Consider the following 12,623-nt stretch of genomic DNA (forward strand, 5'->3'; position numbering starts at 1 on the left):
AGGTTCATCGCGAGCGAGCTCGCTCCTACAGTTGTTTTACGGTGTCAGAGCTGGCCGTCGCGATCGCGCAAGCCCAGCAGATACAGCACACCATCCAGCCCCAGCGTCGAAATCGCCTGCTTGGCCGACTGCTTGACCAGCGGCTTGGCGCGGAACGCCACGCCCAACCCGGCAATCGCCAGCATTGGCAGATCGTTGGCACCGTCGCCGACCGCAATGGTCTGCTCCAGGCGCAAGCCTTCCTTGTGTGCCAATTCCTTCAACAAGTCCGCCTTGCGCTGCGCATCGACAATCGGCTCGACCGCCACGCCGGTGACTTTGCCGTCGACCACTTCCAGTTCGTTGGCGAACACGTAGTCGATGCCCAGCTTGGCCTGCAATTGCTTGGCAAAGTAAGTGAAGCCGCCCGACAGAATCGCAGTCTTGTAGCCCAGACGCTTGAGTTCGGCGAACAGGGTTTCCGCACCTTCGGTCAGGCGCAGCGAGGCGCCGATGGAATCCAGCACATTGACATCCAGCCCTTTGAGCAAGGCCAGACGTTCCTTGAAGCTGGCGCGGAAATCCAGCTCACCGGCCATTGCCCGCTCGGTGATTTCCGAAACCTTGTCACCCACACCGGCCGCCTTGGCCAGCTCATCGATCACTTCGGCTTCGATCAGCGTCGAGTCCATGTCGAACACCGCCAGGCGACGGTTGCGACGGAACAGCGAATCTTCCTGGAAGGCGATGTCGACATTCAGTTCCTGGGCAACGCTGAGGAATTCTGCCCGCAGCGCCTGCGGATCAGCCGCCTCGCCACGCACGGAAAATTCGATGCAGCCCTTGCCCTTGTCGGCCGGGGTGTCCAGCGGCATGCGCCCGGAAAGACGGTCGATGTGGTCAATGTTCAAGCCATATTTGGCGGTGATCGAGCTCACGGCCTGCAACTGCCCGGCTGTCACCTTGCGGGTCAACAGGGTCACGATGTGGCGCTTTTTGCCCTGGTTGCCGACCCACTGCTGGTAATCCTGTTCGGATACCGGCGTGAAACGCACCTGTTGATCGAGCTCATAGCCCTTGAACAGGATGTCCTTGAGCACGGACTTGCCTTGCTCGGTGTCAGGAATTTCAACCAGGATGCCGAACGACAAGGTGTCGTGGATCACCGCCTGACCGATGTCGAGAATGTTCACACCACCCTGGGCCAGAACGCCGGTAATGGCCGCAGTCAGACCCGGACGGTCCTCACCAGTGATGTTTATCAGGACGATTTCGCGCAAGGCGCACCCCCGCAGGTGGAAAAAAACCGCATTCTACCCACTTTCAGTGACCATCGGGCACCGTGAGCGCTTTGACGGTCTAGGGCCTGTCGCTATACTGCGCGTCAACTTCACGGACAAAAGAGCCGAGCTCAAGTGAACCGGCCCACGCCAGTAAAAACCGACAACTTCTTCCTGCTGATCTTCCGGGCACTGCGCCACCGCCGTGTACCGATTGCATTGCGCATTGCCAGCCATAACGTGATCCTGGTCGCCCTGGCCCTGGTCATCTATGCCGGTGTGATGGGCTTGCAGTTCAAGCAGGCCATGCACGAGCAGGCGGATGCGCTGGGCGAAAGCCTGACCACGCAGACGGCCACCTCGGCCACCGAGCTGTTGGTGTCCAACGACATCCTCAGCCTCAACGTGCTGCTCAACAACCTGACCAAGAACAAGCTGGTGGCCCACGCCGCCATCTACAGTCCGGACAACCGTATCCTCGCCGAGTCCGGCCAGCGCCCCAAGCATGGCCTGCTGGGCGAAGCCGAGGGCATGTACCAGAGCAAGATCACCTTCCAGGACGTGACCGCCGGGCAATTGCGCATCAGCCTGGACATGGACCAGTTCCAGCAGCCAATGACCATCAGCCTGCAAAGCATGGGTATCCTCAGCGCCATCCTGCTCGCCCTGTCTTTGGCCTTGAGCCTGCGCATGGGGCGTTATCTCTCCACGCCGCTGCTGCAACTGCGGGTGTGGCTGCGCAATATCGATGAATACACCCCGGCCACCGACCGCCAGGACGAAATCGGTGACCTGGCGCGCCAGCTGCACGCCAACTTCGCCCCGGAACCCGCCCCGGTGCCAGAACCGGAACTGGAACCGGAGATCGACGACGTCGATGACGAGGCCGACCCGGCCTTCGAAGTGCGCAACCTGCGCGATCCGAGCTTCGACGAAAGTCGCCCGGTAGCAGCGCTCAAGCCAGCGCCGCGGCAGATCGTCAGCACCGTCGAAGACGACGATGATGAGGACCCGTTCGCCGATCTGCGCGACGAATCGCTGGTCAGCAACCCGCAACCGGTCATTCGCCAGGCCACTCCGAGCGTGCCGCAACACAGCGCAGTGCTGGCAGTGCAACTGGGCTCCCAGGAACAACTGCGACGCCTGCCGCGGGCACGCCTGGAAGAACTGCTCGAGCGCTATCGCGACTGTCTCGATCAGGCCGCGTCGTTGTATCAAGGTGAAGTGGAGACCTTGAACGATGGCAGCACCTTGATGCTGTTCCACACCGAAGACAGCGGCGACGATTACCTGACCAACGCCATTTGCTGTGGCGAGCTGCTGCGGGCCCTGGGCCACCAGTTGCAGATCGAAGTCGCGGACAGCGGCATCACCCTGCAATTGCAACTGGGCCTGACCCTCGGCGAAGAACTGTTCGGCCTGAGCCAGATCGACCTGCTGCTGACCGACTCCGCCCAGGACGCCCTGGCCCTGTCGCAACACAGCCGCAACCTGCTGCTGGTGGAGCGCAAGATCAGTGATGACGCGCTGATCCGCCAGCGTGCGCGGATCCGCCCGATTGCCAGCCCTGAAGGCGCGTGCTGCGTGGAGCGGTTGATGGAGCCGTATCCATCGATGCTTGAACGGCAATTGGCGCGGATGCACGAGCGCCGCGCTTAAGCCTCAGGCCCGGCCACAATAAAGCCCGCAGATGAGCGATCGTCTGTGGGCTTTTTTGTTGTCTGTTCTGGCCTATTCGCGAGCAAGCCCGCTCCCACAGTGTCCGTGTCGTACACAAATTATGTAAACACCCCCCGAACCTGTGGGAGCGGGCTTGCTCGCGAAGAGGCCAGGGCAGGCGATAAGAATCTCTGGTCTGTAGAAACTATAAAACCCGCACAGGGCGGGCTTTATATGGGCAACAGCTTCAGTCCAGACTTAGAAGCGGAACACTTCCATATCCGTACGAATAGGCGCGGCCATCGGGATCTTCGGCTGCTTTTCCTGCTCTACCGCAGGTGCTGCCGCCTTGGCTGCCGGCTTGCGCGGGACTTCGGCGATCGGCGGCTGGTTGGCCAGAGGCTTGATCGCCACCGACAGTTGCTCGGCCAGGCGTTGCAACAAAACGCCCTGTGCCTGGACCTGCGCCGCCGTACTACCGGCATGCTGTTCCTGCAAATGGATGATGCGGTTGTCGCGGACCTGCCCGCGACGGTCGATCAGGCGCCATTGCGCGTCGAGGATCGCCGGTTGTTTTTCACCCGAGTCCAGGCGTGTGATGGTCAGCAGCACCTGAACGTCCGGGGTGAAACCCACTGTCGCCGGAGCCAGCACTACGCGCTGGCTGTCCAGGCGACCTGAGACCTGACGCAGCAACAACTGATCGATATCCGACGAAAGGCTGCCAGCCCAACGACCATCGGTCGAGGCCTGCAGGCTGCCATCCGGCTGACGCTGCAACAGGGTTTCGCGTTGCAGGTAGTCGGCCACGGTGACCGGGCCCAACAATACCGCCATGCCTGCGTTCTGTGCAGGCTGAGCCGGATTTCCAGCATCCAGCTGGTACAACGACACCGGCTGGTGAACGCTGCAACCCGCCAGGCCAAGAACGCCGGCGAGCATGAGAATAAAAGGAAGGCGCAGAGCAGTCATCGTCCCATCCAGGTGATCGCCAAAAGGCTGACCACAGTGAAAATACTCAACAAATATTAAAAATGCGCGGCTACGCCGACGCTTGAAAGGCCATATCATCCGTGAATATGCGTTCCGACTCCAGCGCAAAGCGCCGAACTACGGGTTAAATCGTAGTTCGGCGCTTCTAAGTCGCCTAATTGAGGTTTTCGACGAGCAGCGCATCCACCCGCTGGAAGCCACGAGGCAACTTGTTGCCCCGACGACCGCGTTCACCCTTGTAGTGCTCGAGGTCGTCCGCTTTCAGCGACAAGGTACGTTTCCCGGCCTGCAACACCAGTGTTGCACCGTCCGGCAATACGGCGATGTCCGTCACATACTCTTCGCGACTGGCCACTCGTTCACCAGGAATCCCGATGATCTTGTTGCCTTTGCCCTTACCTAATTGTGGCAGGTCGCTGATCTTGAAGATCAGCAGGCGACCTTCGGTCGTCACCGACGCCAGCCAGTTCTGTTCACGGTCGGCCACGGGACGCGGCAGCATGACCTTGGCATTGTTCGGCAGGCTCAACAAGGCCTTGCCTGCCTTGTTCTTGGCCTGCAGGTCCTCACCCTTGACCACGAAACCGTAACCGGCGTCGGAGGCGATCACGTACAGCGCATCGTCTTCCGGCATCAGCACACATTCGAAACTCGCCCCTGGCGGCGGCGTCAGGCGACCGGTCAGCGGCTCGCCCTGGCCACGGGCCGACGGCAAGGTGTGGGCGGCCACCGAGTAACTGCGGCCGGTGGAGTCGATAAACACGGCAAACTGGTTGGAGCGCCCGGCTGCCAACGCCTTGAAACCGTCCCCGGCCTTGTAGGAAAGCCCGGTGGCATCGATCTCGTGGCCTTTGGCGGAGCGAATCCAGCCTTTTTCCGACAGCACGACCGTCACTTTCTCGTTCGGCAGCAGATCGTGCTCGGTCAGGGCCTTGGCCTCGGCACGCTCGACAATAGGCGACCGGCGGTCATCGCCGTAGGTTTCAGCGTCCTTGATCAGCTCGCTGCGCACCAGTTTTTTCAGCTTGGCTTCGCTGCTCAGCAGGGCTTGCAGCTTGGCTTGTTCCTTGAGCAGTTCATCCTGCTCGGCACGCAGCTTCATCTCTTCCAGTCGCGCCAACTGACGCAGACGGGTGTCGAGGATGTAGTCGGCCTGGATTTCGCTCAGGGCGAAGCGTTCGATCAACCTGGCCCGTGGCTGCTCCTCGGTACGGATGATGTGGATCACTTCATCCAGGTTGAGATAGGCAATCAACAGGCCGTCCAACAGGTGCAGGCGACGCTCGACCTTGTCGAGGCGGAATTGCAGGCGACGACGCACGGTCTGCACCCGGAACTCCAGCCATTCGACAAGCAGCGCGCGCAGGTTTTTCAGCTGCGGCTTGCCATCCAGGCCGATGATGTTGATGTTGACCCGGTAGCTCGACTCCAGCTCGGTGCTGGCGAACAGGTGCTGCATCAGTGCATCGTGGTCGAAGTTTTTCCGGGCACCCGGGATGATCACGATCCGGCACGGGTTTTCGTGGTCGGACTCGTCACGCAGGTCGGCAATTTGCGGCGCCTTGGACGGCTTGGCCTGCATCATCGCGGCGATCTGTTCCAGCACCTTGGCGCCCGAAACCTGATGCGGCAGCGCGGTGACGATGATATCGCCGTCTTCGATGTGATACACGGCGCGCATGCGCACGGAACCGCGACCGGTTTCGTAGATTTTCAGCAAGTCGGCGCGTGGGGTGATGATTTCCGCTTCGGTCGGGTAGTCCGGGCCCTGGATGTGTTCACAGAGCTGTTCGACCGTGGCCTTGGGCTCGTCGAGCAAGCGCACGCAGGCGGTGGCGACTTCGCGCAGGTTGTGCGGCGGAACGTCGGTGGCCATGCCCACGGCGATACCGGTGGTGCCGTTGAGCAGAATGTTCGGCAGACGGGCAGGCAAGACCAGCGGCTCGTCCAGCGTGCCGTCGAAGTTCGGTCCCCAGTCCGCCGTGCCCTGGCCCAGCTCGCTGAGCAGCACTTCGGAATAACGCGACAGCCGCGCTTCGGTGTAACGCATGGCGGCGAAGGACTTGGGATCATCCGGCGCACCCCAGTTACCCTGGCCGTCGACCAGCGTGTAGCGATAGCTGAACGGCTGGGCCATCAACACCATGGCTTCGTAGCAGGCCGAGTCGCCGTGGGGGTGGAACTTGCCGAGCACGTCACCGACGGTACGCGCCGACTTCTTGTGCTTGGAATCGGCGTCCAGCCCCAGCTCGCTCATGGCGTAGACGATACGCCGCTGTACCGGTTTCAGACCGTCGCCGATATGCGGCAAGGCACGGTCCATGATCACGTACATGGAGTAGTTGAGGTAGGCATTTTCGGTGAAGTCAGCCAGTGACCGGCGTTCTACACCGTCCAGGCTGAGATCAAGGGAGTCGCTCATGCGGGCCTCATCGGTTCGTTGTCTGGCGCAGCAGCATGGTGCCACCGCGCTGGGTAAATTCAAGTTTGTTCAGTGCGCTCATGCCGAGCAACACCTGATCGCCATGCAGCCCCGGGGCCACCAGTGCGCGTACATCCCGCAGCACGATGTCGCCCAGTTGCAAGCGTTCGATACGAGTGCGATAGCCCTGGCTCAGGCCATTGGCCGTGCTCAGGGTCACGCCGAATCCTTCTTCGAGCTTCAAGCGCCTGGCCAGGTCCGCCGGGATCGACACGTCGGTCGCCCCGGTGTCGAGCATGAAGTCCACCGGCTGGCCGTTGATCTGGCCGCTGGCGACGAAATGCCCTTGTACATTGCTGACCAGTTTCACCTCAATGAAACCTTCGCCCTGCTGCGAACTGACCACCACATTCGGATTTTGCTGACGCGCTTCCCACTGGCCGAAAAACCGCGTGGCCAGAAACAGCGCCGCACACCAGGCCAGCACCATAAACACCCGGCCGATGCGCTGCCCCGGCGACTGTTGCCTCACAGCCTGGCACTCCAGCCACCTTCCGGTGCGGCGAAACGCCAGACCACCGGACGCACTTCACCATCGGCGCGCGGACCGAAGTTATTGTCGACACCGATCCAGGCGCCATTGGCATCCACGATCAACGCCTCTTCCAATCCGTAGTTCTGTGGATAACGACGGTTGTCCTGCAACAACTCGGCGGCGTACGACCAGCAGCGCTCGACCTTGGCCGTCTGCGAATCCCGGCGACAGATCTGGTAGGCATTGCGTTCAAGGGTGAACAGCTTGCCGTTGAACAGCGACAGGTCAGAGAAGTCCCGCGGCACAGCTTTTGCGTGGGGGAACTGCTCGGGCTGCATTTCCATGCCAGCCTCGCTCAGCAGTACGCAGCCACCGTCGCAATCCCACACTGTCTGTTTGCGCTTGATCATCAGCAGTCCGCGACCTTGACGTTCGGCGGCGAGCCACATCTGATCGCCCGCCAGATTGATCGCCAGCCCTTCGAACAGTGCGTTGAACTGCAACAACAGACCACTGGCCCGCGCCTCGCGAACCAGCATCGGCGAAATCTTCAGCCAGACGGCAGGCCCCGTTGGCGGTACCTGCAACACAGCGGCATGGCCTTCGCTGACCACGTAACGGTTACCGGCGCCGTCGCAGGTGATACCCTCGAAGTCCAGATCGCCGCCACGCACGAACGCAGCCCCCCAGACACGAGACTTCAGCCCCCAGGGCAAGCCGCTGTCAGGCACCGGTGGTACATCAATGTGCACCGCTTCGGCCTGCCAGGTAGATTCGCTGGTATCCAGGCGATAGATCTGATCATCGTCGCGGTCGGAAACCGCCCACAGCTCATTGCCGCACTGCGCCAGCCCGGACAGGTTGCCGCCGCGCATGCCGTCCACGACATGCCCGGACAACAGGCGCAACTGTGGCGCCGGCCCGGCGGATACCGTGATCGACGTCAGCAGCAACCCACAGCCCAGGGCAAAGCCCAGACGCATCAGCCCAGAACCTCGGCCAGGTTGCCCTTGGACTCCAGCCAGGTCTTGCGGTCGCCGGCGCGCTTCTTCGCCAGCAGCATGTCCATCATTTCCGAGGTAGCCTCGAAATCCTCAAGGGTCAGCTGCACCAGGCGCCGGGTGTTCGGATCCATGGTGGTCTCACGCAGCTGCGGCGGGTTCATTTCGCCCAGACCCTTGAATCGTGTGACTTGCGGCTTGCCGCGCTTCTTCTCGGCCACCAGGCGATCAAGAATGCCATCACGTTCGGCTTCATCCAGGGCGTAGTAGATTTCCTTGCCCAGGTCGATGCGGTACAGCGGCGGCATGGCCACGTAAACGTGACCGGCATCCACCAACGGGCGGAAATGCTGGACGAACAAGGCACACAGCAAGGTCGCGATGTGCAGACCATCGGAGTCGGCGTCGGCGAGGATGCAGATCTTGCCGTAGCGCAACTGGCTCATGTCGGCCGCACCCGGATCGACACCGATCGCCACCGCGATGTTGTGCACTTCCTGGCTGGCCAGCACTTCACTGCCGTCGACTTCCCAGGTATTGAGGATCTTGCCGCGCAACGGCAGGATCGCCTGGAACTCTTTGTCCCGCGCCTGCTTGGCCGAGCCGCCGGCGGAATCACCTTCCACCAGGAACAGCTCGGAACGCATCGGGTCCTGCCCGGCACAGTCGGCCAGTTTGCCCGGCAGCGCCGGGCCCTGGGTAATGCGTTTACGCTCGACCTTCTTGCTCGCCTTGAGGCGACGGCCGGCGTTGTTGATCGCCAGCTCCGCCAGCAGCATGCCGGTTTCCGGGTTGGCGTTGAGCCACAGGCTGAACGCATCCTTGACCACACCGGAGACAAACGCCGCCGCTTCACGGGACGACAGGCGCTCCTTGGTCTGGCCGGAGAATTGCGGTTCCTGCATCTTCATCGACAAAACGAAGGCAATGCGCTCCCAGACGTCCTCCGGGGCCAGCTTCACGCCGCGCGGCAACAGGCTGCGGAATTCGCAGAATTCGCGCATGGCGTCGAGCAAGCCCTGACGCAAACCGTTGACGTGAGTACCGCCCTGGGCCGTAGGGATCAGGTTGACGTAGCTTTCCTGGACCGCGTCGCCACCTTCCGGCAGCCACAGCAGCGCCCAATCCACCGCTTCCTTGTTACCGGCCAGGCTGCCGCAGAACGGCTCGTCCGGCAGGCGCTCGAATTCGCTGACCGCATCCACCAGATAGGAACGCAGGCCGTCTTCGTAATGCCACTCGACTTTCTCGCCGGTAGCCTTGTCTTCAAAGCTGACCAGCAGCCCCGGGCACAACACGGCCTTGGCCTTGAGCACGTGCTTGAGGCGGCTGATGGAGAATTTAGGGGAGTCGAAGTATTTCGGATCCGGCGCGAAGAACACGCTGGTACCGGTGTTGCGTTTGCCGACAGTGCCGACGATTTCCAGCTCGGTGGCCTTGTAGCCATCCTTGAAGGTCATCTGGTATTCGTTGCCGTCACGCTTGACCCGCACCCGCACTTCGGTGGACAAGGCGTTGACCACGGAAATGCCCACCCCGTGCAAACCGCCGGAGAACTGGTAGTTCTTGTTGGAAAACTTGCCACCAGCATGAAGCTTGGTAAGGATCAACTCGACGCCCGACACACCTTCCTCGGGGTGAATGTCCACCGGCATGCCACGGCCGTCATCGCTGACTTCCAGGGAATGGTCGGCATGCAGGATCACCTGCACCGAACTGGCATGCCCGGCCAGGGCTTCGTCGACACTGTTGTCGATGACTTCCTGGGCAAGGTGGTTCGGCCGACTGGTGTCGGTGTACATGCCGGGGCGTTTGCGCACCGGGTCGAGGCCCGAGAGGACTTCGATGGCGTCTGCGTTATAAGAGCTAGCGCTGGGAGTGGCCATGGGGTCTCGTCGTCAGTGTTGCGTGAAAAAAGAAATCCATGAAAACAGGCATCGCATCAAAGCGATGTGAAATCAATTGCCTGATACAAATCGGCGCCAATGCCGGCAAAACTCAGCATGGCCGGCAGGCGCGCGGCAAAACCCTGGAAACCGTGGTCACCGCCGGCCTGGATGCGCAAGGCGCATGCCCGGTAATACTGCTGGGCGAGGCGATAGTCCAGCGTTTCGTCAGCTGTCTGCAACCATACCTGATAACGCTGCGGATCCTGGGGCGCCGGCACTTCCAGCCCGGCCAGGGCCGTCACGTGGTCGTGGGTCAACTCCCAGGTCTCTTCGGTATACAGGTTTTTCTGCGTCCCGAGATGGCCGTCGAACATCCGGTGCGGGCTGACGGCAGGGTTGATCAACAGGGCCTTCAATCCAAGGCGCTCGGCCAGGTGAGTGGCATAGTAGCCGCCGAGCGAGCTGCCGACCAGCAGTGGCCGCCCCAGCTCGGCAATCGCCTGCTCCAGTTGCGCGATTGCCTGGCGCGGGTGATGGTGCAACGCCGGAACGCGCAAGTGTTCGCTCAGGCCCAGACGCTCCATCACGTCAATCAACTGGCAAGCCTTCTTCGACAACGGCGAGCTGTTGAAGCCGTGGATATAAAGGATCGAACCGGACATTTGAGCTCCCTGTGCGTCGGCTAAAGAGGCGGAGTTTACTGTAGGAGCGAGCTTGCTCGCGATGGTCGTCAACGATAACGGTACAAACCTGGCGCCCCGCGGCGCTCTCAGGTTAATCGCGAGCAAGCTCGCTCCTACAGACGGGTGCTTCAGTAACCGTTGGAACCGTAATCCACAGTGAAATCAAACCCGGTAACCCGCTCCACCCCGGTTTCCAGCCGCCCGTCGGGCAGCAGTCGCAACCAGCGATACCCCGGCGCTTGCTCGCCGACCTTGAAGTCCTCGCTGCCCGGCTCGAACTGGATGCAGGTCGAGGGCGAGGCGATCAGACGCACGTCGTTACGCAACTGGTCGATTTCCTGATGCACATGCCCCCACAACACGGCCCGCACCTGTGGAAAGCGGTCCAGCACGGAGAACAGCGCCTCGGGATTGCGCAAGCCGATCGGTTCCATCCAGGCGCAACCAATGGACACCGGGTGATGGTGGAAGCACACCAGATGATGACGATCCGGCGCTTCGCTCAGCGAGCGGGCGAGCAACTGCAACTGTTCGTCCTGCAAATAACCTGGCACCGAGCCGGGCACCGCCGAATCGAGCAACGTGACCCGCCAGTTGCCGATATCCACCACCGGTTCGAGCAGAGCACTCTGCACCGCCGCCTCGGCCATGATCTGCGGCTCATCGTGATTGCCGGGAATCCAGCGCGCCGGCGCATCGAGCTGGCGCGTCAGGTCACGAAACTGCCGGTAGGACTCCAGCGTCCCGTCCTGGGACAGATCACCCGTGGCCAGGATCAAGTCAATCCGCAGCTGTTGCGCGCGCACCAGTTCGATGACCTTTTGCAGGCTGTCGCGGGTGTTCATGCCCAGCAACGTGCCGTCCGCTTCGGCAAACAGATGGCTGTCGGAGAGTTGCACCAGCAACGCCGGATCGGCGGTGGTCAATGTGGATACGCTCGGCAAGGCGTTCTCCCAGGGCGTGATCACGGGGATGGGTAAGTGCCGCAATTATGCTGGGGGATGACCGAAAGGGGAAACTGTTGAACCTGACGCAGTTCACAACTGCGTTGCTCGCTCAACGGACAACTTCGTACTCATGCCCCAGCGCCAGGCAATGGCTCAGCCATTCGCCCAGAAACATGTTCAGTTGGGCCTTTTCGTCCGGCTGGTGCATCGAGGCGTTCGGGTAAGGGTAGATACCGCGAAAGCGTCGCGCATGTTCGGCGCTGACCACTTCAGCCATGCGCGCGTCGTGATAGACCTGTACTTCCAGTTGCGGTACCGGCAGCCACGGCAGGCTGTGTTCCTGACGCACTTGCAGGGTCGTGGTGTAAGGACAGGTCAACAACACTTCCAGCGCCAGCACACCCAGCATCTGGTCGCCATGGGTCACGGCGATGCGCCGCGCGGCAGGCTCGCTGCGCATGTCCGGCAGCAGTCGCATCAGGCGCGCGTAGTTCGCCTCGCAGGACGCTTGCAGCCCCACCAAGTCCACCCGATAGCGATCGCGCAGCTTGTTTACGACCATAACCCCCTCACTTCAACGCGGTTCAAAGCCAGCCATTGCAAGGCAATGATGCTCGCCGCGTTGGCAATACGCCCGTCGCGCACGGCTTGCAGGGCATCATCGAAAGCCCAGACCGTAACGCGGATGTCTTCTGCCTCTTCTTGCAGCCCATGCAGGCCGCCCACCCCGGTAGTGTCACAGCGCCCCAGGTACAAATGCACGAATTCGTTGCTGCCGCCCGGCGATGGAAAGTATTTGAGCATCGGCCAGAGTGCCCCGATCACAAGCCCAGCTTCCTCCTGCGCTTCGCGGTGAGCAACTTCTTCCGGTATTTCATCCTTGTCGATCAGACCAGCGACCAGTTCGATCAGCCACGGATTGTCGGTCTTGCCCATGGCACCAACGCGAAACTGCTCGATCAGCACCACTTCATCGCGCTGCGGGTCGTAAGGCAGCATGCATACCGCGTCATGGCGAACGAACACTTCACGATTGATTTCGCGGCTCATGCCCCCAGCGAACAATTCGTGGCGCAAGTGCACGCGTTCGAGTTTGTAGAAGCCCTCGTAGCACTTTTCGCGCCGCACGATATCAACGGCGGTCGGAATGGCGTTGGCAAAATCCGTCATGACAATCCTCTTTTACTGCAAATCCTGTTCGAGGCTGCTTTTTCCTGGGCCTCGACTTCGCGCCA

11 protein-coding genes are annotated in these 12,623 nt (G+C 61.5%); 1 reads left to right on the forward strand and 10 read right to left on the reverse strand.

What is annotated here, in order from left to right; all coding sequences use genetic code 11:
* Positions 1-44 precede the first annotated feature (44 nt).
* Positions 45-1,259, reverse strand: coding sequence for a phosphoserine phosphatase SerB (gene serB / locus ACEN8Q_RS20840; protein ID WP_413427575.1), 1,215 nt, complete (start codon positions 1,257-1,259; stop codon positions 45-47).
* Positions 1,260-1,394: 135 nt separating this feature from the next.
* On the opposite strand from serB, the gene ACEN8Q_RS20845 reads away from it, so the two are divergent.
* Positions 1,395-2,918 (forward strand): AhpA/YtjB family protein, encoded by a 1,524-nt coding sequence (locus ACEN8Q_RS20845; RefSeq protein WP_413427574.1) that lies wholly within the window; start codon positions 1,395-1,397, stop codon positions 2,916-2,918.
* A 258-nt stretch (positions 2,919-3,176) separates the two neighbouring features.
* Here ACEN8Q_RS20845 and ACEN8Q_RS20850 read toward each other — a convergent pair whose 3' ends face one another.
* From ACEN8Q_RS20850 to ACEN8Q_RS20890, 9 genes are all read right to left on the reverse strand, one after another.
* Positions 3,177-3,890 carry a membrane integrity-associated transporter subunit PqiC gene (locus ACEN8Q_RS20850; protein ID WP_111284240.1) on the reverse strand — a complete coding sequence of 238 codons (714 nt, stop codon included), beginning with the start codon at positions 3,888-3,890 and terminating at the stop codon, positions 3,177-3,179.
* 175 nt (positions 3,891-4,065) lie between these two features.
* Positions 4,066-6,333, reverse strand: a complete 2,268-nt coding sequence (parC, locus tag ACEN8Q_RS20855; protein ID WP_057396215.1) for a DNA topoisomerase IV subunit A — start codon at positions 6,331-6,333, stop codon at positions 4,066-4,068.
* A gap of 7 nt (positions 6,334-6,340) precedes the next feature.
* Entirely contained in the window at positions 6,341-6,865 is a 525-nt protein-coding gene (locus ACEN8Q_RS20860) for a TIGR02281 family clan AA aspartic protease (protein ID WP_413427573.1), read from the reverse strand.
* Complete coding sequence (locus tag ACEN8Q_RS20865) at positions 6,862-7,851, reverse strand: esterase-like activity of phytase family protein (protein ID WP_413427572.1); 990 nt, start codon at positions 7,849-7,851, stop codon at positions 6,862-6,864. The genes ACEN8Q_RS20860 and ACEN8Q_RS20865 overlap by 4 nt, the downstream gene beginning before the upstream one ends.
* Positions 7,851-9,755 carry a DNA topoisomerase IV subunit B gene (parE, locus tag ACEN8Q_RS20870; protein ID WP_057396212.1) on the reverse strand — a complete coding sequence of 635 codons (1,905 nt, stop codon included), beginning with the start codon at positions 9,753-9,755 and terminating at the stop codon, positions 7,851-7,853. The genes ACEN8Q_RS20865 and parE overlap by 1 nt, the downstream gene beginning before the upstream one ends.
* A 56-nt stretch (positions 9,756-9,811) precedes the next feature.
* Entirely contained in the window at positions 9,812-10,420 is a 609-nt protein-coding gene (locus tag ACEN8Q_RS20875) for a YqiA/YcfP family alpha/beta fold hydrolase (protein WP_413427571.1), read from the reverse strand.
* A 149-nt stretch (positions 10,421-10,569) separates the two neighbouring features.
* A complete protein-coding gene (gene cpdA / locus ACEN8Q_RS20880; protein ID WP_413703677.1) occupies positions 10,570-11,385 on the reverse strand; it encodes a 3',5'-cyclic-AMP phosphodiesterase in 816 nt (271 codons plus the stop codon).
* Positions 11,386-11,497: 112 nt separating this feature from the next.
* Positions 11,498-11,950: a DUF1249 domain-containing protein gene (locus tag ACEN8Q_RS20885; RefSeq protein WP_007977461.1), complete on the reverse strand. Its 453-nt coding sequence runs from the start codon at positions 11,948-11,950 to the stop codon at positions 11,498-11,500.
* Positions 11,941-12,558: an NUDIX domain-containing protein gene (locus ACEN8Q_RS20890; RefSeq protein ID WP_413427569.1), complete on the reverse strand. Its 618-nt coding sequence runs from the start codon at positions 12,556-12,558 to the stop codon at positions 11,941-11,943. Before ACEN8Q_RS20890 ends, ACEN8Q_RS20885 begins: the two co-directional genes overlap by 10 nt.
* Positions 12,559-12,623 lie beyond the last annotated feature (65 nt).

The sequence above is a fragment of the Pseudomonas sp. Pseusp16 genome (assembly GCF_047324915.1).
GTDB lineage: Bacteria > Pseudomonadota > Gammaproteobacteria > Pseudomonadales > Pseudomonadaceae > Aquipseudomonas > Aquipseudomonas fluorescens_CD.

Excerpts from the sequence above, each read along its gene's own strand:
- ACEN8Q_RS20850 (WP_111284240.1), bottom strand. The coding sequence starts at position 3,890 with ATGACTGCTCTGCGCCTTCCTTTTATTCTCATGCTCGCCGGCGTTCTT.
- parC (WP_057396215.1), bottom strand. The coding sequence starts at position 6,333 with ATGAGCGACTCCCTTGATCTCAGCCTGGACGGTGTAGAACGCCGGTCA.
- ACEN8Q_RS20865 (WP_413427572.1), bottom strand. The coding sequence starts at position 7,851 with ATGCGTCTGGGCTTTGCCCTGGGCTGTGGGTTGCTGCTGACGTCGATC.
- parE (WP_057396212.1), bottom strand. The coding sequence starts at position 9,755 with ATGGCCACTCCCAGCGCTAGCTCTTATAACGCAGACGCCATCGAAGTC.
- ACEN8Q_RS20875 (WP_413427571.1), bottom strand. The coding sequence starts at position 10,420 with ATGTCCGGTTCGATCCTTTATATCCACGGCTTCAACAGCTCGCCGTTG.
- ACEN8Q_RS20885 (WP_007977461.1), bottom strand. The coding sequence starts at position 11,950 with ATGGTCGTAAACAAGCTGCGCGATCGCTATCGGGTGGACTTGGTGGGG.
- ACEN8Q_RS20890 (WP_413427569.1), bottom strand. The coding sequence starts at position 12,558 with ATGACGGATTTTGCCAACGCCATTCCGACCGCCGTTGATATCGTGCGG.